We start from the raw sequence: 24,577 nt of genomic DNA on the forward strand, positions 1-24,577 counted from the left end.
AACACGGGGCCGAGCATCCCCCATGTCGCCACAATCGAGTCGACACCGGTCTGCGGCGTCGCCAACAAGAAACCCGTTGTGGCGCCCCGCGACGCCCCGTGGTTGCGAATCGAAGCCGCAACCGGAATAACGCTGCACGAACACAACGGCAACGGGATGCCGAGCACCACCGCTTTCAGCACAGGCGCCAGGCCGCGTCCGCCCAAATGGCGTTCCACCCACTCCGGCGACAGGAAGACCGATACAAATCCGGCGATAACAAAGCCGAACAACAGGTACGGCGCCATCTCGGCCGTGACATTCCACGTTTGCGCCAGGACCTGCTCGATGTAATTCAGAACGCTCATGCGTTTGCCTCAGACTGTTTTGCTTGTTCTTGCTGTTCTCCACGCGTGCGTGATTGCCAAAACATCGCACTCCTGTTTTCAGGGTCTTAATAAATGAACAGCACTGACCGGCCCATGTATTCGCAGGAGAGAGGAATCGCCGTTGAAGTCAACAAAAAGCCGCAAGCGGCTATAAATGAGTTTTCCCATCAAACATCCGGGCAAAGGCATCTTGAAATGGAGGGAGCGGCGGGCTCGCGCCCGCCGCTCAGTGCGGGGAGTGTCTGGAAACTCTGTTCCGTGTTTCTTGGCGCAAGAGGGTCACGGCAATGAGCGTACCACGCTGAAACCATTGGGCTGCGGTCTGTTGGCTTCAAGCTGCTCAACTGGTGCGAACCGTAACGGCCGGGGCTGCGGAACTGACTTCACGGTGCGATGAAGTCGGTGGCCTGATTCGCAGGTTCAAGTCCCAGACACCGGGGCCAATTTACCACAACATATAGTGGCTGTCAACCCCCTTTATGAAAAAAATATGGCCCATAAGCGTTTCTTATGATGCCCATAAAATGCGGTAAACTACGTCAATCTACACCATGGATGGGGCCAATCGGGTATTTGGTTGACAAAGCTGCTGCGCGATTCCACATGTGACCGCACCCACATCTGGTGGTTGCCTTGTGGTATTTGGGGCTGGGAAGGGCCCGTGGAAGCGCGCACCGGGCAGTATTTGCAGGGCTCTGAGGGCGTTGGAGCTTCTTCGTGGCCGTCTAGTGGTTCCCCATTGCGTTGCGCCAAACCCACGAACACTGGTAAGATCGAGACAGGCAACATGGAAAGACGGAGTTTTGTGGCATGCCATTGTTTACGTACCAGTGTCCGGATTGCGGGTCTGAGAGCGAGATTTTAGTGAAAACCGCCTCCGCGCGACCAGTCTGCCCCTCGTGCGGAAGCAAGAAGATGGCAAAACTGGCTGGCGCCTTCGCGCCCCTGGGCGGAGAAGCGGCTTCAAGCGCAGGGCCCCGGTGTGAATCGTGCCCGTCGGCCGGGGGGGCGTGTCCGTATCAAAGCTGAACGCGCGCGCGGCGCGGAGTGTCCAATGAAAAAGCCTGACCCGGTAAATGATCCGCCCACCACGTTATGGGGCTTCTTCAAGGAAGCTTTCCGCCGCCAGAATGCCCGCAGGCCTGTCAGTTTCTATTTGCTGCTGGCGATCATCGCCGTGATGCTTCTGGGACTCCAAATGGCGCGTTACCGCGACGACCCGCTGCGATTCGCGCTGGTTCTGTCGGCGATGTTCGTATTCTTTATCATCGTGGTGTGGCGCGCTTCGGTTGAAGCGATGGAAATCATTCGGGAAAGCTATCGCGAGGAGCGCGAAGTTTACCGCAGCACGCTGGGGAAACGCGAGTTCGCCGAAGAACTTGGAAAACGCGTGGCGCAACACACCATAGCTGGCGATGACCCCGGCAGTACGGCTTTGCCCGATGCCGATGACTGAATCCCCGGGCCGTGTTCTGGCGTTCATACCCAACTGGCTTGGCGACGTGGCGATGTGCACGCCCGCGCTCCGCGCCTTGGCGCGCCGATTTCCCGACCGCGCCCTTATTGCCGCGGGGAGGCGCAGCGCATGCGAGCTTGTGAAGGGACTCCCGTGGCTCCGGAGCGCGGTTCCAATTCCGGCACAACCGGGAATAGCCGCGATGCTGGCCTTGCGGAAGGCCCTGCGCGGCCCGGGCGCCATGCTGGCCGTTGTGTTTCCTCACTCGTTTCGCGCGGCTCTCGCGGCGTGGGTCAGCGGCGCCGAAGTCCGGCTGGGATATGTTCGGGATGGGCGGTCCTGGCTGCTCACCCACAACGTGCTGCCGTATCGCGAGGACGGCGCCATCGTGCCCGTTTACATGGGACGGGAATACCTTGACCTGGTCAAAACCATCGGGTGTGAGGACGACGGCGAAGGGCTAGAATTGGCTGCCGAGCCCGAGGCCGTTGAACAGATTCGTGCGCGGCTCGAGGGCGAGGGCCCTCTTGTGGCCGTGGCGCCCGGCGCGGCGTTCGGCCCGAGCAAACGCTGGCCGCCGGAACGGTATGCTGCCGTTATCGATCAATTGCACGATGAAGCGGGGGCCCGGCTCGTGCTGGTGACCGGCCCCGGGGAAGAGGACACGCGCGACGCGGTGCTTTCGGCCGCACGATATCCCGTGATTGTTGCCGACGGCGGCCATCCTACCATCGACACATTGAAGGCTACGCTCGCCCTGGCCGACCTGCTCATCGGGAACGACAGCGGACCACGCCACGTGGCCATCGCCTTCAAGAAACCGGTGATCTGCATTATGGGCCCGACGTCGCCGCGGTATTCCGCGGGCCCGTACGAGACCGGGGAGGTGCTGCGGGTGGAGGTCGATTGCGGTCCTTGCCAGAAGCCCGAGTGCGCGACCGATTTCCGGTGCATGACGCGCATCGCGCCCGAGACCGTTGTGGCGGCGGCGCTGCGCCACTTGCCGGCAAAGCGTTAGAGGGCGTCTTCGAGCAGGCCCAGAAGGTAAGCCCCGTAATCGTTCTTGTGCATGGGTTCAGCCAGGGCGCGCAGCTGGTCGCGGCCGATCAACCCTGCCCGGTAGGCGATTTCCTCGATGCAGGCGATCTGCAGACCCTGGCGTTCCTGCACGGTTTGTACAAAGTTGGCGGCCTGCACGAGGGACTCGTGCGTTCCCGTGTCGAGCCAGGCAAACCCGCGGCCCAACAACTCCACGCGCAGCCGTCCCCGCCTGAGATACTCGAGGTTGATGTCCGTGATTTCCAGTTCGCCCCGCGCCGAGGGTTTCAGTCTCTTGGCGATGGCAACGACGTCGTTGTCGTAGAAGTAGAGGCCCGGGACCGCGTAGTGCGACCTGGGATGAGCGGGTTTCTCCTCGATACTGAGCACCGTTCCCGTCTGGTCGAATTCCACGACGCCGTAGCGCGCGGGCTCGCGCACCGGATACCCGAAGATGAGGGCGCCTTCCTGCAACTGGCTGCCGCGGCGGACCACCTCGACCAGATTATGGCCGTAGAAGATGTTGTCGCCGAGAATCATGGCTACGGGTTCTCTTCCGATGAAGTGTTCGCCCAGGATGAACGCCTGCGCCAGCCCCTCGGGCCTCGGCTGCACCGCGTAGGAGAACGTCAGGCCCAATTGCGAGCCGTCCCCCAGCAGGCGCCTGAACACAGGCATATCTTCGGGCGTCGAGATGATCAGAATATCGCGGATGCCCGCCAGCATCAGCACGGACAGGGGATAGTAGATCATCGGCTTGTCATAGACTGGCAGCAGCTGTTTGCTGACCGCCAGGGTGATGGGATACAGGCGCGTGCCCGCTCCTCCGGCAAGGATGATTCCCTTCATGGCCCCGTCCGCTCCTTCCTCGGCATCGCGTTTTTAGAGATGATGTTTAGTGAGATGCGCCTGCAGATGCGCGAATGCCGTGTCCACATCGTCAAACATGTAAAACAGCTTGAGGTCCTCGGGGCTGATTACGCCCCAGCGCACCATCGCGTCGAAATTGACGATCTCTTTCCAGAAATCCGAGCCGTAGAGAATGACGCAGCGGTTATTGGCGGCCTTGCCGGTCTGAAGGAGGGTAATGAGCTCGAAAAGCTCGTCGAGCGTGCCGAAGCCTCCCGGAAATGCGATGATTGCGCGCGCCAGATGCACGAACCAGAACTTCCGGATGAAGAAATAGTGAAACTCGAAGGCCAGTTCCGGAGTCTGGTACGGGTTAGGGAACTGTTCGTGCGGCAGGCTGATATTCAGCCCGATCGAATCTCCGCCGGCACGCTGCGCGCCGCGATTGGCCGCCTCCATGATCCCCGGGCCGCCCCCGGAGCACACCACGAACCGGTCGCGCGGGTTCGCCAGCGAGAGCGACCATGTGGTGAGCCGTTCCGACAGCGCCGCCGCGTCTTCGTAGTATCGTGACATGGCGTGGGCGCTTTGGGCCATAAGGAACTCCCGCTGGAGCGTGTCCACGTCGCCGTTGGCCTGTTCGAGCGCCTGCTTGGCGTTCGCAAACCTGTCTGATGCCTCACGCGCCGCCATGGTCCGCGCTGATCCAAAAAAGACCACGGTGTGCTGGATATTCAACCGCTCGAAACGCATTTCGGGTTCGATGAATTCGCACAGCACCCGAATCGTACGCGCGTCCGGACTGTTCAGGAACGCGAGATTTTTGTAGGCTTTCTGGGGACGCACGGGGCCTTTCGGCGGAAGATCGTCTTGTGTCATAGCCGGCTTCCTGTTGGTCATGCAAAGCACTCTTGTACACGTTTTGGCGCCGTGCCGCAAGTTGGGAGTGTAAACCCCAAGCGTTGGATAAGAAAGCCCTCGCTGGAGGGATCTTATTTTCTCCATAACGACAAGAACGAACTCACACGGAGACACAGGGAACACGAAGATCGAATCCTTCGAAACAGAATGAGATAGGAAGCATCATTGTGGCTTGCGCGGTAGCGCTTCATCGAGAGACAGGTCCCGGGCCGTTGGAAACAGTGTACGAAGCGGTTCTTGCACGCGACTTGGAGGGCCGGGGTCTGCGCGTGGCACGGCAAATTCCCATCCCCATCGAGCTTCGCGGGCTCCGGTTCGACGAAGGGTTGCGTGCAGACGTCATCGCGGAGGATACCGTTCTTGTGGAACTCAAATTCGTGGAGAAGGTCACAAAGGCGCACCGTAAGCAGGTGTTGACCTATCTGCGGTTGACGGGCATCCGACTCGGCTGTTTACTCAACTTCGGCGAGGCTTTGATGCGGGACGGCATTTCCCGCATCATAGACGGAGACATTGAGCAGATTTCGCTTCGGCGGGCGCTCCATTTCCTCCGCGTCCTTTGTGCCTCTGTGTGAGTTTCCCCAATCGTCGTGTTATCCAGCGATTTGGGTGTAAAGCGAGGAAGCGGTGGGGAAACGGTCGGCCGCTCCTGCCCGAAAAGGCGCGCCTACCCCTCTGCCTCATCCTAGAGGCATAGGCGTCGCGCGTCAAGCACACGGTGCAGTCGTGAGGCGCTTTGCGAAGGCGCCGAGAGCCGGTCTTGTCCGTGCGGCGTTTCGCGCGTATAGTGCGGGAAAGAGGAGAAGAGCCGGCATGAAAACGTCGCGGCGGAACTTCATGAAGACCGGTATCGCGCTAACGGCCGGTGCGCTCGCCGGACCGTTGGCAGGCGGCGGCGAAGCTCCGGTTGCCTGGCCCAATATCCTGGTGATCATGTCCGATCAACACAGCAAGCATTTGCTGGGCTGTTACGGCAACGATTTGGTACGGACACCGCACCTGGACCGCCTTGCGGCGGAAGGAATGCGCTTCAGCAACGCCTATTGCCCGGCGCCCCTGTGCGTGCCGAGCCGCATGAGTTTCCTGACCGGCCGTTTCCCGTCGGGCAACCGGGTGTGGAGCAATCTGGGCATTCTCAACTCGGGCATCCCCACGTGGGCGCACGCATTGACCGCCGCGGGCTACGAGACCAGCCTTATCGGCCGGATGCATTTTTGCGGGGGAGACCAGCGGCACGGGTTCTTGAGCCGTCCAATCGCGGAGTACAGCGCTACGTATCCCGGCGTGGGCTGCCTGTGCGACGAGCCCATTGGCGCGCCTTTTTACCATGGCGGCGCTGGCCAGACCCGCTCCGCTGCCGCGGAGGCAGGCCGGGGAAAGACCACGTACCAATACATGGACGAGCGAATTGTTGACGCTGCCTGCGCCTACCTGGGAGGCCACGCCGGCACGCTCGAACGTCCATTCGCGGCGGTAGTCGGCCTTGTGCTGCCTCATTGCCCGTACATTGCGCCCAAGGAGCTCTTCGACTATTACTATGAGCGTATCGACCTGCCCGCGGTGGAGGAGGAGGCCCCCGCGACCATCCGGAGATTTCGCGAATTGCGCGACATCGAGCGTCCCCTCAGCGAGCACCAGACCCGGGTCGCGCGTGCGGCCTACTACGGTCTCTGCGAGTACACGGACCTTCTTGTGGGCAAGGTGCTGGCGGCGCTGGAAGGAGCGGGGCGCTCGCGCGATACGCTGGTCGTATACTGCAGCGACCACGGGGACGCGGCTGGCGAGCATGGGTGCTGGTGGAAGAGCACGTACTATGAAGGCAGCGCGGGCGTGCCGTTGATTGCGCGTATGCCCGGCGTGGCGCCGGCTGCAACGGAATGCAAGGCCGTCTGTAACCTGGCCGGCCTGGGGCCAACATTCATGGACGCGGCCGGCGCGCAGACGCTCACGGGGATGGATGGCCGTTCGCTGTGGCCCTGGCTGCGGGGACAGCGCCCGGACGGTTGGACTGACGAGACGTTCAGCGAGTTGTGCCAGGAGGAGAAAGGCGAATACCGGCCGTCGCGCATGGTCCGGTCTGGCAAATGGAAACTGTGGCATTATGCCGGCAAGGACGACCTTCCCCCGGCGCTATTTGATCTTGATGAGGACCCTGGCGAAATCCACGACCTCGGCGGCGACCCGGCCCACGCCGATATCCGCGACCGTCTCATGGCGCGACTGCTCGAGGGGTGGGATCCTGCTGAGGTTCGCGAGGGAACCAGGCAAACCGAGGCCGATTTTCAAGCCCTCGCACGATGGGGACAAGTACATGGCCCCGCCTGCCCGGACGAGCGCATGAAGGTTCCTCCTCCAGCCTACGAGGCTCAGGTTGAGATGCTTTCCACAATGGACTGACCGGGACTGGGACGGGCGATTTGTACGGTCGGCATACGTTCCGCGGCAGCCGTGAACAGCCAGCGGCCGGAAGGATGCGGCCTCGGTCTGCTTGGTCTGGCAGGAGATTCCTGGCGCTGGCGCTTACTCCGCGGCCTGCAGATCCGCATTGTACTGCTTGGCGGCCTCGGTCACGTCTTCCAGGGTATGAAAGATCGTGTCGAGGTTGGTGACGTGAAACAGGTCGGCCACGTAAGGGTTGACGCCGCACACGCGCAATCCTCCGCCGGTCTTCTCCAATTCCCGGTAGGTCTGGATGACCTGAGAGATAGCGGCGCTGGAGAGGTACTCGACGTAATGCAGGTCCAGAAGCACATGCGAGCCGGGACATTTCGCGCAATATTCCAACAACTGGCGTCCCAGAGGCTCCGCATTGGTCGCATCGAGGCGCGGCGCTCCTGTAATGGTCACAATGACGACCCTTCCGCACTTGGCGATTTCAAGCATTTCCCTCGCTCCTCCCGGCCCCTCTGCCGAAAAGTCTGTGGGCTGATCAAATGGATGCCGCGCGAACCAGCACGGGTCTTACAGGGTTGAGAGATACGGCGCAAGCTCCGCTTCGAGCAACCGTTTGTATGCAGCGTATTGTTCTTCGCTGACGGTACCGATGGTCTTGCGGTATGCGGCGCCGTTCATGGGACGCGCATATGCTTCGACCTCGTAGCCGTTTTCGGTTGCGTACCGTTTGAAGAACTCGACGCTGTTGATGGGGAACGCCACGAGCTTGTACACCACATGCTGGGTGTAGACCGCTCCGGGGGCGTCGCCCGCCTCGAACTGCTCCTGCAGCGTGTTCAAGATTTGCGGATACATAGCGGCGCCCTGTCCGATGACGGCCTTCGAACCGGCGTATAGTCCTGCACAGAACGCATTTTCGTTGCCGGTAATGTAGTCAAAATCTTTCCCGTACACCGCGGCGCACAACGATGCGATATAGCCTGCATCCGCCGTGGACACCTTAATCCCGGCCACGTTCGGCATGTCGGCAAGCCGGGAGATAAGTTCGTGGGTGACCTGGTGGGAGGCAGACGTCTCAGGGGGCTGGTAGATGAACGTGGGAATCCCGACAGCCGCGCTGACGGTCTCGAAATAGGTCAGGACGACATCGGCGGCCGTCTGGCCATCGCGTGGAAGAATGGCCTCGGGTACCGTGTGCACCACGCCGTCGGCCCCTTGTTCCTCGGCATACTTGCTGAGTTCCACGGCCTGGTTCGTGTAGACCGCCGGATCAGGATAGTTCTCCCGGTCACGGTCCCAAATGCCGCTGGCTCCTACCAGAACGCGCGCCCGCCCTTTCAGATGTCCGCACGCCGTGCTCGCCATCGCCTTCACGTCGTCGAAACTGAACGTGTACATCTGTCCCATGCCGGACCGCACGAAGAAGGCGCTGATGCCGCCGCGGTCGACCAGGAAATCCAGGAAACGGCGTTGTCCGTCGGGGTCGAAACTCAAATCGGAACCGAAAATGGTGAAGGTAGGTGCAATACATCCGCGAATGCTTTGGGAAATCATATCTATTCCTCGTTTTTGGTCTAGCTTTTCTTGCGGAACTTCTCGGCCAGTTTCTGGGAAGGGCCCACACCCTTGGTCAGCGCCGGTTTCCGCGGCCTGACTTTCTGGGTCGCCATGGGGCGATAACGCACCATGGCGATGAGAAACGCTGCCGCGACCACTACCTCCAGCCAGAATATCCAGTTGGGATGATACGCCTCGCGACTCCAGAACTGGGTGAGCGGGGTCGCCCAGTCCTTGTAGACACGCTCTTCCTCGCGCATGTTCATCTGGGTGTTATAGTCGAACCAGCGCACCAGCCGGACCAGCAGATTAACAGCGACGTGAAAGAGGCAGCAATAAATCACCCATTCCATGGCCCAGAGAATGACTGGGAGGGTATGTTTGCGGAAGATCAGAATGATCGCCAAAGCACAGGCCAGAATCACCAGATAGGGAATCCAGTTCTCCGCAATGTGTTTGATCACTGCATCCATCGTCACATACTCCCACTTCCGGTGGAGTGTACCACAGGGCCGTAAACCGTGCAAAACCCTTACAGTCTTTGTTATACTCGGGCCCCGGCGAGTCAGCCGGCACTCAGCGTGATTGGAGACGGATGTTGAGGGAAAAGCTCTATATGTCCGCCGACGGTTTGGAGAAGCTGAAGGCGGAATTGCAGGAATGCCGAGCGCGCAGCCGGGTGGTGGCCCACGCCCTTGAGAAAGCCCGCGCGCTGGGTGACTTGCGGGAAAACGCCGATTACCACGCCGCCAAAGAAGAACAAGCCATGTTGGCCGCGCGTATCAAGGATATCGAGGACAAGATTGTGCGGGCAGCCATCGTAGATCACGCTGCCATTGACGCAAGCAAGGCCTACATTGGGGCCACGGTGCGTGTTGTGAACACGCGGACCGGGCTGGAGAGTACCTATGTGCTTGTGAGCCCGGTGGAGGCCGACGTCGCGGCCGGCAAGATCTCGGTGCGGTCGCCCGTGGGCTCCGCGCTCTTGGGCAAAGCCGTGGGCGAGAAGGCCGTGGCCACTGTTCCCGCGGGCGCCCTCGAAATGGAAATCCTCGAGATCACCCGGTAAGCAGGCCGCGGGAGACTGCGCACGCGGCGCGGCCTTGACTGCGTGGACCGGGTCCGGGTGCGCGGGCACGCGCGCCCGTTTCGTGTATATGGGGCGCTCGGGTACCCGCGGCGGGTCATTGAAGCTCGAATACCGCATCGGAGCAGAGAACCAGTAGGACGGCAACGAATCCATGCCAAAGCGAACGGACATCCACAAGGTCTTCATCATCGGGTCGGGGCCTATTGTCATTGGTCAGGCTTGCGAATTTGACTATTCCGGCACCCAAGCGTGTAAAGCCTTGCGCGAAGAGGGCTACGAGGTCGTTCTGGCGAACAGCAATCCCGCCACCATCATGACCGATCCCGATATGGCCGATCGCACCTACATCGAGCCGCTTACCGTTGAAGTCCTCGAGCGCATTATTGAACGTGAGCGGCCCGATGCGGTCTTGCCGACGGTAGGAGGCCAGACGGGCCTCAATCTTGCGGTGGCCCTCGCCGAGGGGGGCATTCTCGACACGTACGGTTGCGAACTCATCGGTGCGCGCCTGGCGGCCATCAAGAAGGCCGAAGACCGGGGTCTTTTCAAGGAAGCCATGCTCCGGTGCGGTTGCGACGTGCCCGAAAGCCTCGTGGTGCGCTCGCTGGACGAAGCGAAGGACTTTGGGGCGTCGCTGGGCTACGAAGCCATCATCCGTCCGGCGTTCACGCTGGGCGGCTCGGGTGCGGGTGTATCGTTCAACCGCGAGGAATTCGACCGGGTCGTGCGGTGGGGGCTTGAGTTGAGCCCTATCCACGAGGTTCTTATCGAGGAGTCGGTCCTCGGTTGGAAGGAATACGAACTCGAGGTGATGCGTGACCTTCACGACAACGTCGTGGTCGTCTGTTCGATCGAGAACCTGGATCCCATGGGCATTCACACGGGCGACAGCATCACCGTAGCGCCGGCGCAAACCCTGAGCGACAAGGAGTACCAGGTGATGCGGGACGCGGCGATCGCCATCATCCGCGAGATCGGCGTGGATACCGGAGGCTCGAACATCCAGTTCGCAGTGCATCCCGGTACCGGGCGCATGGTGGTTATCGAGATGAATCCTCGGGTATCGCGCAGTTCGGCCCTCGCATCGAAAGCCACGGGCTTTCCTATCGCCAAGATCGCCGCGAAACTGGCCGTCGGATACAGTTTGGACGAAATCCCCAACGATATCACCAAGGAGACCCCGGCATCTTTTGAGCCCACCATCGACTACTGCGTGACGAAAATCCCCCGCTGGGCGTTCGAGAAGTTCCCCGGCGCCGACGACAGCCTCACGGTTCAGATGAAGAGCGTCGGCGAAGCCATGAGCATTGGCCGCACCTTCAAGGAATCCCTGCAAAAAGGCCTTCGTTCTCTCGAGATTGGCCGGTTCGGGCTGGGCGCCGACGGCCGAGACAAGCCGCTCACGGCGAATCCTGAATCCGAGGACGAGAAACAGTCCATTCTGCGTGCGATCCGCACGCCCCGTCCGGACCGCATTTTCGAGGTGGCGCGGGCGTTTCGTCTGGGCGCCACCGAGGAAGAGCTGTACGAGGCGACCCGGATAGACCCGTGGTTCCTGCGCAATATCCGCGAAATCACCGAGGAGGAAGCGGCGCTGCGCGCCGCCGGCCCGCGCGACCCGGCGGTCATGCGCCATGCGAAAGAACTCGGGTTCAGCGATTACCAGCTGGGCTGCATTTGGGGGATGAACCAGCTCGAGGTTCGGGCCCTCCGAAAAGAACAGGGCGTTATCGCGACCTACAAACTGGTTGACACCTGCGCGGCTGAATTCGAGGCCTACACTCCCTATTACTACAGCACTTACAGCGACGAGGACGAGGTCCGCGATTCCGGCCGCCCGAAGATCATGATCCTCGGCGGAGGCCCAAACCGCATTGGCCAAGGCATAGAGTTTGACTACTGCTGCGTGCATGCGGCCTTTGCGCTCCGGGAAGACGGTTTCGAGACCATCATGGTCAACAGCAATCCTGAAACGGTTTCAACGGACTACGACACGTCGGACCGGCTCTATTTCGAGCCCGTGACGTTGGAGGACGTGCTCAACATCTGCGACCGCGAGAAGCCCACGGGCGTGATTGTCCAATTCGGCGGCCAGACGCCTCTCAACCTGGCGGAGGCCCTGGAAAAGGCGGGCGTGCCCATTATCGGGACGACGCCGGCCAGCATCGCCCGCGCCGAAGACCGCAAGGAATTCCGGGAACTGGTCGAAAAACTCAACCTGCGCCAACCGGCCAACGACACGGCCACTTCCCCTGAGGAAGCGCGCGCGGTCGCGGACCGCATCGGCTACCCCGTTGTCGTCCGGCCGTCGTTTGTGCTGGGCGGGCGCGCCATGGAGATCGTGTACAACGAGCCGTCCCTGGACCGTTACATGCGGGCGGCCGTGAGCGCGTCGCCCGAGCGTCCCGTTCTTATTGATCGGTTCCTGGAGAGCGCGATCGAGATCGACGTGGATGCCCTTTGCGACGGCACGGACGTGATCATCGGCGGGATCATGCAGCACATCGAGGAGGCGGGCGTGCACTCGGGCGACAGCGCCTGCATTCTTCCGCCGTACGACCTGGACCCCGCCGTTGTCGAGGGAATCAAGGAACAGACCCGCGCTCTGGCCAGGGAACTGAACGTGTTGGGGCTGATGAACATTCAATACGCGGTGCAGGACCACGATATCTACGTGCTCGAGGTGAACCCCCGGGCGTCGCGCACGGTTCCGTTCGTCAGCAAAGCGACTGGACAGCCGCTGGCCAAGATCGCGGCGCGTATCATGGCCGGCAAGACTCTTCGCGAACTCGGCATCACCGAAGACCCGTATCCGCGCTATATTTCCGCCAAAGAGGTGGTTCTGCCGTTCATCAAGTTTCCGGGCGTGGATATTCTCCTGGGGCCTGAGATGCGGAGCACGGGGGAAGTGATGGGCATCGACAGCTCCATGGGGCTGGCTTTCGCCAAGAGCCAGATTGCGGCTGCCAACCGCGTACCCATGAGCGGCACGGTATTCCTGAGCCTCAATGATCGCGACAAGAGCAAGATGGGTTCGCTTGGCAAGGACCTGGCGGAATTGGGTTTCCGGCTGATGGCGACGCGGGGCACTGCCGCCTGCCTCGAGAAGCAGGGAATCCATGTAGAAACCGCGTATAAGGTGGGCGAAGACCGCCCTCATATCGTCGACCGCATAATCAACGGGGAGATCCAGTGGGTGATCAACACTCCCTTGGGAAGCACGTCGAAAGACGATGGGCGCACCATTCGCCGCACCGCCATCGAGCGTTCGCTGCCCATCATGACCACGTTGTCGGCGGCCCGGGCGGCGGTCCTCGGAATTCGCGCCCTTCGAAGGGGAAACACCTCGGTGCGCTCCCTTCAGGAGTATCACGCCGAGACCTGACCTCGGGCGGGCCAACCCAGGCAACGGCGCCGGGCCGCTGTCGGCGGCTTCCACGCCAGGGGCGTCGCTGTGCTCCTTCCTTATTTTAACTGACTGCCCTGCCCCGGGGGCCCGGCGGGCGCCGGCCTGGCATTCCCCTTGCCTTGATTTCGGCCGCCAACCCACCTACATAGACGATATCCCGCGGGAAACGGCCTGAGGATACCCAACGCATAACCGTGGGCGGATCTTCCGTACGAATGAAGTATGGGGGATTTCTCTCATCCACTAATAAAACTGTGGACAGAATGATGCGAAATCCGTACAATAAACGCGGCCCTTTGGACGAAGACCTGGCCGATGGCCCGAGGGGTTCATGGGGTTGCGGTAACGTTTTCGGAAGATGCCGGGCGTTATGAGGGTTGTACCCGTCAAATGCCCGGCGGAGTGGAGAACGTATCCGAAAACGGGATTGAGATCCCGTGGGAGAGGTGTCTTTCTTCAGAGACGGGGCGGGAGTATGTTGCCCAAAGGAGGATAGCGATGCGCTTGGTGGGGATTTCCCTCTTTGCCGCTCTTGCGGTCTCGGTTTCTGCCCTGGGCGATATCCCGGAAGCAAACCCGGATGATTTCCGGGCGTTGTATAAATCCATGCAGGGCGCGACCAAAGCGTTGACGCCGCCCACCGAGACAAAGACCGGGAAAGGTTATCTGCGCTTCCTGGGAGCGCCGCAGGGGGCGGTGTTCAGGGTTTTGACAACGGACCCGGCGCCTCCGGAGATGACGGCGGCGGCGTTGCTGCAGAAACACGGGCGGGCGTTTGGAGCCGTGAGCTCGCGCAGCAGCTTCAAGGCGGCGGCATCGCGACTGGAGGCCGGCCGCGGCAGCGTCTGTCTGGACCAGGAATATTCCGGGGTGCCGGTTTTTGGGGCGCACGTGTTCGTGCAAACGGACAAGAAGGGCGGGGTGTTCTCCGCTCTGAGCGACATCATGCGCGAGACGTCCCTGCTTGACAACAGCACCGTATCCCTGAGCCCCTCCATCACGCTGGACCGCGCAAAAGGGAAGGCTCTTGACCTGATGCGGTCCACGTACGGGAACGCGGCTTATGACGTTCTTGAAGGGCGTTTGTATGTTTTTGCCCCGCCCGTGGTGGGCGACAGCGGCGACCCCTGCCTGGTATGGGCCATCGTGGCCGTCAGCCAGACGGATCCACTTGCCAAAGAAGTGATCTTGGTTGACGCCCACTCGCAGGATGTTCGGCTGCATCATTCCTTGGTTCCCCAAGCGCTCAGGCGGGAGATTTACGACGCGTTCAATACGTCGAACGACCCAGGGACCCTTGTCCGGGTAGAAGGAGGTCCTATCGCGAGTGTCGCCGACGCGAACCTTGCGTACGATTATCTTGGCGATACGTACAACTTTTACAGCGGATATCACGGCAGAGACAGCATCGACGGCAACGGGATGCTCCTCTCGGCAACGGTTCGGTATTGCGACCCCTACGACTGGTGCCCCATGCTGAACGCCTTCTACGACGACTGGGTTGGCCGGATGTATTTTGGCGACGGCATGGCAGCTGACGATGTGACGGCGCACGAATTGACGCACGGCGTTACGGCGAGGACGTCGAACCTGGCCTATTATTACGAGTCCGGGGCAATCAACGAATCGTTCTCGGATATCTGGGGCGAATACGTCGACCTCACCAATGGCAAAGGAAACGACTCCTCGGGCGTGCGGTGGCTCATCGGAGAAGACACGCCGATGAACGCGTTCCGTAATATGGCCGATCCAACCCAGTTTGGCGATCCGGACATTTATTACGGCGCCAATTGGTATTCGGGGTCCGGCGACTACGGCGGCGTCCACTTCAACTGCGGCGTCGGCAACAAGTTGTGTTATCTGGTTACCGATGGCGACACGTTTAACGGCTACTCGGTCCAGGGGATGGGCATCGACAAGGCCGCCGACATTTTCTATCGGGTCCAGAGTGTGCTCATTCCCGGGAGCGGTTATTCTTTCGCTGAAAAGGCGTTGAAGGCCATCTACATCGATTATCCGGATTACGGCGATTTGCTGGTGCAAGCCGTGACGGACCTGACCGTCTTGGAACCTGGCCGGTTTCGCGAAGACGACATCCGCTCGGTGAAATCGGCGGCGTATGCGGTCGAGATTCTGCAATTCCCCGGCGAGCCCCTTAAAGAGTTCCGCGCAATGAGTGTGGAAGGGACGCCGGCCCTGGTGATGACGTGGGCTAATCCGGTGTATCCGTATTTCGAGAAGGCGACCCTGGTGCGCAACGCGGACCATGCGCCCACAAGCATGTACGACGGTGATACCGTGTACAGCGGCCCGGAAAACTGGGCGATAGACCAGCCTCTGCCGCTCGGAGAGACATACTACTATGCGCTGTTCGCCACGTTTACCGACACCGAGCCGCCCCAGTACAAGACCAGCGTCGCGGAAGTGGGGTCGGCCGCGCTGGGAGTAGCCTACGAGACGTTTTCCGGGGGCTCCGATCTCAGCTATACGCAGATTCTGTTCACGCCGGTCGGGCAAGCGGCCTCCGGGGGGTATACGGTGACCGTAACGCCGGGCGTGAGGGAACTTCCTCAGACGCCGGAAAATGCCCAGTATGGTCAGTTGCTGGAAGACGACAGCCAGGGTTGCGGATTCAGCGAGCCGTTCCCGTTCATGGGTGAATACCACGACTATTGCTGGATGGCGGAGAACGGGTATCTGGCGTTTACCGAAATGCCGCTTGACCGGTCCAGCTATCTGAATTTCCCGTCGGGCAGTTCGGCCAATGTGATGCCGCGCATCTGTGTGGCTTTCGCTGACCTCTCGAATACTTCGGCCGGCTCGATATGGGTCAAGGTGCTTCCGGACCGGATGGTTATCACCTATGACAAGCTTCCCGTCTACGGGCAGTATTTCTATTCGAACACCGCACAAGTGGAACTGTTCTACAGCGGGCACATCCGGATTACCTGTCTCGAACTGACGGCGGAGGAGATCATCGTCGGGGTGACCGACGGTCAAGGCATCTTCTACGATCCGGAAGTGCTGCTCGAGTCTGGAATCCTGGTGCCGAAAGTCCTCGACATCTCGTCACAATCCGACGGGTCGGGCACGGTGATGATCGAGCCCATTTCGCCGGTCAGCGTGAACGAAGGGATGCGCGCGGAATTCCAGATCAAGGTGAAGTCACCCAAAGGGACGCCCGAAATCACGCTTGTGGATGCGCCGGAAGGGGCGCAGCTGACTCGCGTCAGCGCTACGCAGAGCACGTTCTCGTGGCTGACCGATTACGAAGACACGGGCGATTACACTGTGGTGGTAAGTGCGAGGGAAGGAAGCCAGTCCGCCACGCAGGACGTTTTGATTCACGTCGGGAATACCTACCGCGCGCCCACGGTCAGCCAGGTTGAGGTTACGCCCCAGACGGCCGGAGCGGGCAGTTCTTTGGGAGTGAGGTGGACGCTGTATTCGCCCGAAGAGAGCGGGGAAAACGACGTGTATATCGAATGGTACCGCAACGGCAGGCTCATGCTGCCATTGCTGAATGCGCCCACGGTTCCGGGTTTTGCGACAAACGAGGGCGACGCGTGGTACGCGATTGTTACTCCCTATTCCGTATTTAACTATTACTGGGGCGTGGTTGGAGAATCGGTGGCATCCAACGTGGTGACGATAGGCGCCCCGGGCGAGAGCAGCGAGACACCGGCCAGCGGCCAGAACAAGCTCGCCGATGTGAACGCCGACGGGGTAATCAACGCCGTCGACGTGCAGCTTGTCGTCAACGGCGTTCTGGGCGCCAGCGGGGTACCCAGGGCAGACGTGAACCGGGACGGCCTCATGGATGCCACGGATGTGCAGGTGGTGGTGAACGGCATTCTCAGATTCTGACGCGGTACCGGAGCCTGAAACTGAAGCGCCGCACCTCTGTAGAGAGGTGCGGCGCTTTTCACATCGTGGCGGCGGCGGTCCTGTGTGTCATGCCCGTGGCCCTGCCCGGCGCGCCCGCCGTATTCGCCTTTTCTCTCTCCTCGGGTGGGGGGCGGTTCTTGTGGCGGCTTCAGAAGTCGGCGAATCGGGTTCTTCCTGAGATTGGAACCGGCGGGCGCCTTTTTGATACGATGAGTTTTCTTGACAGTCAAAAGTTCTTCATCATGCAACCCCGTGCGGAGAGGTGGCCGAGTGGTTGAAGGCGGCGGCCTCGAAAGCCGTTGTACTCCTTTTGGTGTACCGTGGGTTCGAATCCCACCCTCTCCGCCACTGCTTCCTTCCCCGACTCTTCCCAGTTCTCCCGGGCCGGGACCTGCTTGGTGTCGGAAGGCGGCTGTTCGTACAATAGGGTCTGCTGAATTCGCTCATGCAGGAGGAGCATCGTGGCCGATATTGCCCAATTCACAGGACGGATCAACGAGCTGGCGACGGGTTTCCGGCAGTCCGCCATTCTGTATGCCGCCGTCGAAGCCGATCTCTTTTCGCACTTGACTGCCGGGCGAAAAACGGCCGGCGAGGTCGCCTCAAGGCTCGGGTGGGACGCCCGTGGCACGCGGATCTTCCTCGATGCGCTGGTGGCTCTGGAACTCCTCGACAAGCAGGACGCAACGTATGGAAACACGCCCGTGGCGGATACCTGTCTTGTGCCCAATCGGTCCGCGTACCAGGGCAACATTGTCAAGCATCTCAAATGGGGGTACATGAACTGGTTTCATTTGGGCGAGGCGGTGCGCACGGGTGAGGCGGTACCCACGCGCGAGGGCATGCCGTTCCGCGAGGAGAAACGTGGCCCCCAAGAGTTGCGCGATTTTATCCTCGGGATGGACGATATTGCGCGCATGAGCGCCCAGCAGATTCTGGATGTTGTGGACCTCTCCGCGTACCGTCACATGTTGGACGTTGGCGGCGGGCCGGCCAGCTACAGCATCGCGTTTGTGAGCCGGCACGGGGGCATGCGGGCGACACTCTTCGACCGCCCTGAAGTGATAGATATCGCAAAAGAACAGGTGGGCGCGGCGGGGTGCGGCAACCGCATCGCATACATCCCTGGCGATTTCATGGTGGACCCCATGGGGTCTGGCTACGATCTGGTGCTTCTCTCAAACATCATCCATAGTTACGGTCCGGAGAACAACCGGAAGCTGGTAAGGAAGTGTTTCGATGCGCTCGAGCCCGGGGGGATGATGATCTTGAAGGATTTCATCCCCGAAGACGACCGGTCGGGGCCGCCGTTCAGCCTGTTGTTTGCGTTGCATATGCTGATCCACACCGGCGAGGGCGACACCTACACGTATGAAGAGGTGGCGTCGTGGACCGATTCGGCCGGGTTTGCCCCGGGCCGTGTCGTCGACATGACGCCCCAGAGCCGCCTCTGGCTTGTCGAGAAACCGCGCACGGCGCGATAACGCCGCGCCCGCGGACATTTGCCGGTTCATCCCCCGCTGCGATGTCGATGCCGGTGGAGCCGGGCGTATCTCCCGCCACTTACTTTAGATCCTTTATAACAGCACTTAAAGCCTTATGTCGATATATGCTAAGCCTCCGAAAGCGCGAGATCTTCTGCGAGACCAGGATGCTCGAAAGAAAAGGGCGCGCGAGTTGGGACGGGTGCGTGCGACGACTTTTTGACCCAAAAGCTATGCGTCTGTCGCCAGCTGTCAATTTGTGCCGCGGCTTGGTGAAACCGCCTTTCGAACCGGCGCACGAGGGGCCCCGCCGGCCGCCGCAACAGGCTGTAATCCTTTGTCATGACGTTAGATAGGCGGAATTTTGCGGAATCTGCGTTCTGGGACCTGTGCTGGAAGGAAGAAAGGCGCGGGAAATCGGTGTTAGACGTCCAAGGCGGGGCTTGTGGCGTGTTTTGGGCGCCGTATTAGAGCCTTGTGAAGCGGTTGGTTTTGTGTTAAACTTAGACTATAATGAAAATTCTGGGGAGCTGAGAGGTCGTTGCACTCCCTTGAATTTATCGGGATACCATGCTCTCAGGCAGCTTGACAGCCCCGTAAGAGTATGGTTAAATACGGTTTGTAATTGGTTGTACAGCGGAGAAGGAGAAGACCACAATGAAAAAATCGTTCATCGGCGTGCTGGCCATCGGCGTCGTGCTCATGTATGGGGCAGCGTCGGCGGCCATCTATCAGCCTCCAAAAGTGTGGGACGACCTGTCCTGGTGGGGAAACAGTGGCGCTACCCCTGAACCGGTGAAAGATCCGGTGCGCTCTGCCTATTGGTGGTGGCCGACCAAGCCCGCCTCCAATGCGGACGACAGCGAGCTGTGGGGCAACCGCGGCAAAGTCATGCACACGTGGGAAAAGCCCGCGCCGCCTGTGCCGCCCGTAGCGCCTCCTCCGCCGGTGCAGCCGCCTGCGAAAGAGCACAAGTTGCCAGTACTGAATCACATCCTGTTTGATTTCGATAAGGCCGTCTTGAAGCCGGAAGGCAAGGCGGAAATCGACAAAGCCGTGGCGCACCTGAAGGAATGGCCCAATGACACCGTCCTGATTGAAGGCCACACCTGCGACATCGGCGAGGCCGCTTACAACGAGGGCCTTGGCGGGCGCCGTGCGAATGCGGTGAAGACGTACATGGTAGAGGCGGGCATCAGCGCTGACCGCATCTCGACGAAGAGCTTCGGCGAGACGCAGCCTGCCGTAGCCAATGACTCTGCTGCAAATCGCAAACTGAATCGCCGTGCCGTTATCGTAACTACGCTCAAAGACTAACGGCCCGGATAATAACGACCCACAAGCCGCTTCGGCGTCAGGAGATGCCGGAGCGGCTTCTGTGTTTCCGTGCGGAAGAAAACGCAGGGCGACGGACGCCGCTCCCGCTGTATCGCCGGAATTCTGGGGACACAATACTCAATCAGGATTTCGTGCACCTTGCCTGTCATAGGTGTCTTGGGCATTCATAGTCACAAATGAGTTTTGTGTCCCCGAAACCCTCCGGAGTAGACTCCTCTCTGCCAAAAACTGAGGAGCAAGGGCAGGGGGAATGACGACCTATTATCGGCCGGTCGGTCTGACGGAAGTTCCGTTGCGCGTTGTTCTACGGATGATGCGCGGCCAGCACTTTACTGTTGCGTATCTCGCGACGGCAATCATTGCATTGCGGAAACTCGTGAGATGGCCTTTCCCGGCGCGGTGGGGCCAGACGTGGCCAGAGAAACTGACGCCGACCGTATTGGAATGGGATGAACTACCTGCAGAGGTTCGGCTGGCCATGGAACCCCGGGCTGCTCAATGCCGAAACTACGGCCTCACGTTGGCGCTCTGCTCGAAGCCCTCGTACTACATCGGGCGCATGCGTGGGTATTCTGCGACGTTCCTCGATGCAACTCAGACGACCGCTGCAACTGTTCTGTGGAGGCAGCTTTACACCGGGCGGGAAGTGAAAACGCGGATTTGGCTTATCTGCTCGTCTGAGTTGTCCGACGGCCGCAGACTGGTCACATTGACGGAAGACCCGTCTCCGCTGGGCAATCTTTTTCGCGAGCGCGTCGACGTGGAACACCTGCCCCCCGATACGCCCACCGGAGAGGTGCTCGCCACCCACAGGCGCAGGCTCGAAACCGTGGGGGTCTCCGCCATTGCCGAGGACAAGGACACGATTATCGCCAAGACGCTCGAGAGGTTACGGGAGGAATTCGAGCATCTGGTGGCCTCCGGCATCCTCGTGCCCTTGAGCCAAAAGGAAGCGGCACGGCTCATCCGCGACAGCTGGAACTGACTCACGCTGCCGGGCGCCCATTCTCAAGGTGCGGCCGGGTGTTCCGCCCTCCGTTGCTTTCGTACCGCGTACCCGGCACAATACGGGCCATGCTTAGAAATGATCATGTAGCCTTCCGGGTGCGCACTTTGGACGGGGCCATCCGGTTTTACACCGAGACTCTCGGTTTGACGCTCCTCTTCCGGGAAACCGACGAGGCGCACGGCGAGGCGTTTGCCTACCTCGAGCTTGAAGGGGGGAATCTCGAGTTGCTTGAGTCCCTCGGCGCCGATATGGGGCGTGCGGCCGAGCCCCAACCCCCGTACACGCCGCATCTCGCCATCGCCACCGGCGACCTGGACGCTCTCGCCAAGGAGCTCGCGGACAAAGGCGTGCCCATCCTTAACGGCCCTATGACGATCCCCGGCAAAGTCGCCTGGCTCTACATCGCCGACCCCGACAACAACGTTATCGAGTTCGTCCAGTGGCTTGAACCTTAATCGTGCGCCCGGCGGCTTGGGTGAAATCCCGGTGATGCTTCGCGTGTTACATTCATATAGGAGGTCCGAGTGTGTCACCGTTTACGCTGGTAGCGAGCCGGTAGACCTGGAATTCCGGGAGGGTGCGGGATGAGCATGAAACAGGCAATAGACGACTTTCTCGCGCAGAGGCGTATCGGCATCGTGGGCGTGTCGCGGGGAAAGAATGATTTCAGCCGCGGACTGTTGCGCGAAATGCGCATGCAGGGCTACGACACCGTTCCCGTGAATCCTAATGCGGAGGAAATCGAGGGGCTGAAATGTTTTCCCAGCGTGCGCGACATCAATCCGCCCGTTGACGGCGTCCTTGTCATGGTGCCCGGGAACGAGGTGGAATCGGTAGTGCGCGATTGCGCGGCAGCCGGCGTGACGCGCGTCTGGCTTCATGGCATGGACACGGTCACGGACCCCGGCGAGCCGGTGCGGGCCTTGTGCGGCGAGAATGGGATTACACTGATCCCCGGGCAATGTCCTTACATGTTTCTAGCCGAGACCGCCTGGATACACCGGCTGCATGCCAGGATTTGGAAGTGGTTCGGCAAGTACCCGGCATGAGTGGGGGCTTCTAGAGCGGTTTCTTGAAAAGCGCCGATGGCAGGCCCATATTCGTGTGACGGGACCGTTCATGGCTTAAGGTAGAGGGCGACCTTGCTTATGGATCAACAACGCTCGGGAGCCGCGCAGAAGGGAACAGGACCGCCGAAGGGCGGCATTCCTTGGGGAAACCTGCTTTTTCTGGGAAGCCTGGCCGTTCTGCTCGTCCTGGTTGCCGCCAGCATCTATTCCGAACGTGCTGCGCAGCGGGCCAAAGAGCGGCCGGGCTATGCCCTTTTTGGTTTTATCGACCTTCAGGGCAAGGTCGTGATCGAGCCGCAATACGATTTCGCCTACGATTTTTCGGAAGGGCTTGCCGTCATCGATGTGGACTCGCGCAAGGGCTACATCAACCGGAGCGGCGAATTGGTCATCGACACCGTTTACACCGACGCCGGGCCCTTCAGCGAAGGGCGGGCCCCGGTACACGTGGACGAGAAGTACGGTTACATCGACAAGACCGGCCAACTGGTCATTGCGGCGGAGTTTGACAGCGTGGGCGTGTTCAGCCAAGGCCGGGCTCCTGTCGCGAGCAACGGCGCCTACGGGTTCATCGATCGCGACGGGGCGATGATCATCGAACCCCGTTTCGAACACGCCTTGCCCTTTTCCGATGACTTGGCCGCCGTGGTCGTCGAGCGGAAGGCGGGGTATATCGACCTCGGCGGGCACATCGTAATCGAGCCCCAGTTCGAGGCCGCCTCCCCATTTACCAACGGGCTGGCAACCGTCAAAAAAGAAGGGAAGTGGGGGTACATCGACCGCCAGGGCGCCTTTACGATTGCCCCGCGCTTCGATGACGCCCGGGAATATCGCGAAGGCCTGTTGCCGGTCCAGGAAGACCGCAAATGGGGTTATGCCCGGCCCGACGGGTCGTTTGCCATCGCCCCGCGTTTCGAGAGGGCGATGCCGTTTTCTCAGGGCCTCGCGGTCGTCAAGGAGAATGGGCGGTACGGTTATATCGATATCTCCGGCGAGTATGCCATTCCCCCGCAGTTCGACCATGCCTACCCCTTTGCCGAGGGGCTCGCGCGTATCCGCATGATACCGTGAGGGACGCGGCCTATTGCAGGTCCTGGGCGGCAAGGCGGCGCAATTCCGCCTGTTGGTACGCGCGCCGCACCACGAAATTCAAGGGGGTCAATACCGCGGTAATGATGAATCCGGCGAGCAGGCACGGCCAGCCCAGCGGCGAACCGGTTCCCGTCAGAATCACGCCCGCGACAAGCACCGCAAACCCTGCGGCGTTAAAAAACCAGCCCGACGGAATAACCAGGCCGCGCCCTTTGCCGCGCGGCGCCAGGATGCCGCTCAAAGCGCCCCACAAACCGCACAGGCCGCCGAGAAGCCCAAGCAGGGTACCCAGGACCGCCACTTGCAGGGAGCGGCCCCCAGCGAAGGTATTGGGAAGGGCGTCGCGGCTCAGCGTGATATCGTCCAGCCACACGGTGCCGGGGCCTTCCATCCGGACACCTATGAGGAACCGGGCGGGTTTCTCGCCGGACTTGAGGAAGAATGGGATGCGCACTTTCCGCCAGTCCGCGTCGCCCTGGAGCAGCTGGTCGAGCCCGCGCGAGAAATACTGGCCATTTTCCCCGAAATCACACCACATCTCGAGGTAGGCGATATTTTTCAATCCTTCGCCGCGAAGCGACGCTTCGCACCACACCGTGCAATTGTCCACGCCGGGATTGGGCGATTCGTACAGGAGCATGGACATGGGTTGGGGGTTGCTGTAGTCGATGCGAATCGAACCGTTGCCGTCGGCGCTCTGGGTTGTATCGAACGAAACCGCTACGGTAGGCGGCATCGGCGCCGGCAGTTCCGGCATGCCGGCGACTTCCTGTCTGAAAAGCTGGGTACCCGCGGCCCGTTCCGCAACGCTGGGGGCGGTTGCGGCGACCAGAACCATGACCGTACATATCCAGATTTGCTTACTCATTGGAAGCCCCTTTCCGCAAGTCCTTGATTTCCTCGTTATGGGCCTCGAGCAGCACGCGTGCCACTTCGGGCACGAGCTTGCCGTCGGCCACTAAAATTCGAATTCTGCGGTAAAACGCGGTCGAGTCCATTGTTTCGTCCGATACCCGCACTTTTGCGATCAGCCGGTCCAATCGGGCTCGTACCGTTGGATACGATATGTTGTATTCCTTCGCGACGGCCTTGAGGGAGCCGCTCGCCAACAGGAACCGCTTGAGGAACTGCAGGTCCTCGTCGTCCAATCCTGTAAACCACTGTGGTAACTGGCTCATGATCGCCTCGCTTTGAATAATATTAAACTCTGACTAAATTATATTTAGTTTTAGGCAGCTTGTCAAGCCCCTCGAGCAAGAAAAAACCGTCAACCCTTCCCCTTCGCGATTTGTTGAGCTTGGATGCTGAAGCGGTGGTGAACGTAGGCGGTGGTTCTCCGAGCCTGCACAAGCATTGGCACTGGCTTGACATACAAGGGACAAGCGGGTATGATTGGGTTCACGCGAGTCGTGGCGCTGCAAACGCCGAACAGCGTTTGGCATGTTGGTTAAGCAGAGGCGCGGCCTGTTCGTAACGAGCAGGGCCCAAAAACTGGAAGGGGTACGTATCATGACGAAAGGCTTTCTCGACTTTGACCTGAGTGATCCCGGCACGCTGTGGTTCTGGGTATTCCTGCCCATTTCCATCGTTCTGTGGATCTTCGACCAGTTCTAA

21 protein-coding genes and 1 tRNA gene are annotated in these 24,577 nt (G+C 60.6%); 14 read left to right on the top strand and 8 right to left on the bottom strand.

Annotated elements, in window-relative coordinates; genetic code table 11:
- A partial coding sequence (locus tag PLJ71_03715) for a permease (GenBank protein HQM47767.1) occupies positions 1 to 347 on the bottom strand: 347 nt, incomplete at its 3' end.
- Between the two features lie 1,075 nt (positions 348 to 1,422).
- On the opposite strand from PLJ71_03715, the gene PLJ71_03720 reads away from it, so the two are divergent.
- Positions 1,423 to 1,824, top strand: a complete 402-nt coding sequence (locus PLJ71_03720) for a hypothetical protein (protein ID HQM47768.1) — start codon at positions 1,423 to 1,425, stop codon at positions 1,822 to 1,824.
- Positions 1,811 to 2,842, top strand: coding sequence for a lipopolysaccharide heptosyltransferase II (gene waaF / locus PLJ71_03725; GenBank protein HQM47769.1), 1,032 nt, complete (start codon positions 1,811 to 1,813; stop codon positions 2,840 to 2,842). Before PLJ71_03720 ends, waaF begins: the two co-directional genes overlap by 14 nt.
- On the opposite strand, the gene rfbA is transcribed toward waaF, so the two are convergent.
- Together rfbA and PLJ71_03735 are read right to left on the bottom strand one after the other, a co-directional pair.
- Positions 2,839 to 3,711: a glucose-1-phosphate thymidylyltransferase RfbA gene (gene rfbA / locus PLJ71_03730; protein ID HQM47770.1), complete on the bottom strand. Its 873-nt coding sequence runs from the start codon at positions 3,709 to 3,711 to the stop codon at positions 2,839 to 2,841. The two genes, waaF and rfbA, sit on opposite strands and share 4 nt — an antisense overlap.
- A 33-nt stretch (positions 3,712 to 3,744) precedes the next feature.
- Positions 3,745 to 4,590, bottom strand: coding sequence for an LOG family protein (locus PLJ71_03735; GenBank protein HQM47771.1), 846 nt, complete (start codon positions 4,588 to 4,590; stop codon positions 3,745 to 3,747).
- Positions 4,591 to 4,784: 194 nt separating this feature from the next.
- On the opposite strand from PLJ71_03735, the gene PLJ71_03740 reads away from it, so the two are divergent.
- Positions 4,785 to 5,207 carry a GxxExxY protein gene (locus tag PLJ71_03740; protein HQM47772.1) on the top strand — a complete coding sequence of 141 codons (423 nt, stop codon included), beginning with the start codon at positions 4,785 to 4,787 and terminating at the stop codon, positions 5,205 to 5,207.
- A gap of 238 nt (positions 5,208 to 5,445) precedes the next feature.
- Complete coding sequence (locus PLJ71_03745) at positions 5,446 to 7,029, top strand: sulfatase-like hydrolase/transferase (protein ID HQM47773.1); 1,584 nt, start codon at positions 5,446 to 5,448, stop codon at positions 7,027 to 7,029.
- A gap of 123 nt (positions 7,030 to 7,152) precedes the next feature.
- Here the strand turns inward: PLJ71_03745 and PLJ71_03750 are convergent, their stop codons facing one another.
- From PLJ71_03750 to PLJ71_03760, 3 genes are all read right to left on the bottom strand, one after another.
- Positions 7,153 to 7,515, bottom strand: a complete 363-nt coding sequence (locus tag PLJ71_03750) for an STAS domain-containing protein (protein ID HQM47774.1) — start codon at positions 7,513 to 7,515, stop codon at positions 7,153 to 7,155.
- A 78-nt stretch (positions 7,516 to 7,593) separates the two neighbouring features.
- On the bottom strand, positions 7,594 to 8,580 hold the full coding sequence (locus PLJ71_03755) for a dihydrodipicolinate synthase family protein (protein ID HQM47775.1): 987 nt from the start codon (positions 8,578 to 8,580) through the stop codon (positions 7,594 to 7,596).
- Positions 8,581 to 8,600: 20 nt separating this feature from the next.
- Positions 8,601 to 9,056 (bottom strand): hypothetical protein, encoded by a 456-nt coding sequence (locus tag PLJ71_03760; protein ID HQM47776.1) that lies wholly within the window; start codon positions 9,054 to 9,056, stop codon positions 8,601 to 8,603.
- A gap of 122 nt (positions 9,057 to 9,178) precedes the next feature.
- Between PLJ71_03760 and greA the strand changes: the two genes are divergently transcribed.
- The 10 genes from greA to PLJ71_03810 all read left to right on the top strand — a co-directional run bounded on the left by greA (position 9,179) and on the right by PLJ71_03810 (position 22,942).
- On the top strand, positions 9,179 to 9,652 hold the full coding sequence (greA, locus tag PLJ71_03765) for a transcription elongation factor GreA (GenBank protein ID HQM47777.1): 474 nt from the start codon (positions 9,179 to 9,181) through the stop codon (positions 9,650 to 9,652).
- A 172-nt stretch (positions 9,653 to 9,824) separates the two neighbouring features.
- Positions 9,825 to 13,058, top strand: a complete 3,234-nt coding sequence (gene carB / locus PLJ71_03770; protein HQM47778.1) for a carbamoyl-phosphate synthase large subunit — start codon at positions 9,825 to 9,827, stop codon at positions 13,056 to 13,058.
- A gap of 522 nt (positions 13,059 to 13,580) precedes the next feature.
- Positions 13,581 to 16,949 (top strand): M4 family metallopeptidase, encoded by a 3,369-nt coding sequence (locus PLJ71_03775; GenBank protein ID HQM47779.1) that lies wholly within the window; start codon positions 13,581 to 13,583, stop codon positions 16,947 to 16,949.
- 277 nt (positions 16,950 to 17,226) lie between these two features.
- Positions 17,227 to 17,318, top strand: a tRNA-Ser gene (locus tag PLJ71_03780).
- A gap of 113 nt (positions 17,319 to 17,431) precedes the next feature.
- Positions 17,432 to 18,454, top strand: a complete 1,023-nt coding sequence (locus PLJ71_03785; GenBank protein HQM47780.1) for a methyltransferase — start codon at positions 17,432 to 17,434, stop codon at positions 18,452 to 18,454.
- A 657-nt stretch (positions 18,455 to 19,111) separates the two neighbouring features.
- Positions 19,112 to 19,771 (top strand): OmpA family protein, encoded by a 660-nt coding sequence (locus PLJ71_03790; GenBank protein HQM47781.1) that lies wholly within the window; start codon positions 19,112 to 19,114, stop codon positions 19,769 to 19,771.
- 271 nt (positions 19,772 to 20,042) lie between these two features.
- A complete protein-coding gene (locus PLJ71_03795) occupies positions 20,043 to 20,777 on the top strand; it encodes a hypothetical protein (protein ID HQM47782.1) in 735 nt (244 codons plus the stop codon).
- 89 nt (positions 20,778 to 20,866) lie between these two features.
- On the top strand, positions 20,867 to 21,256 hold the full coding sequence (locus tag PLJ71_03800) for a VOC family protein (protein HQM47783.1): 390 nt from the start codon (positions 20,867 to 20,869) through the stop codon (positions 21,254 to 21,256).
- Positions 21,257 to 21,385: 129 nt separating this feature from the next.
- The gene (locus tag PLJ71_03805) at positions 21,386 to 21,850 is read left to right on the top strand and encodes a CoA-binding protein (protein ID HQM47784.1); all 465 of its coding nucleotides are present in this window, start codon (positions 21,386 to 21,388) and stop codon (positions 21,848 to 21,850) included.
- Between the two features lie 99 nt (positions 21,851 to 21,949).
- On the top strand, positions 21,950 to 22,942 hold the full coding sequence (locus PLJ71_03810) for a WG repeat-containing protein (protein HQM47785.1): 993 nt from the start codon (positions 21,950 to 21,952) through the stop codon (positions 22,940 to 22,942).
- A 10-nt stretch (positions 22,943 to 22,952) separates the two neighbouring features.
- Here PLJ71_03810 and PLJ71_03815 read toward each other — a convergent pair whose 3' ends face one another.
- Complete coding sequence (locus PLJ71_03815; GenBank protein HQM47786.1) at positions 22,953 to 23,831, bottom strand: hypothetical protein; 879 nt, start codon at positions 23,829 to 23,831, stop codon at positions 22,953 to 22,955.
- Positions 23,824 to 24,141 (bottom strand): DUF2089 family protein, encoded by a 318-nt coding sequence (locus tag PLJ71_03820; GenBank protein HQM47787.1) that lies wholly within the window; start codon positions 24,139 to 24,141, stop codon positions 23,824 to 23,826. The genes PLJ71_03815 and PLJ71_03820 overlap by 8 nt, the downstream gene beginning before the upstream one ends.
- Between the last annotated feature and the right edge of the window lie 436 nt (positions 24,142 to 24,577).

The organism is Candidatus Hydrogenedentota bacterium (assembly GCA_035416745.1).
Taxonomy (GTDB): Bacteria; Hydrogenedentota; Hydrogenedentia; order Hydrogenedentales; family SLHB01; genus UBA2224.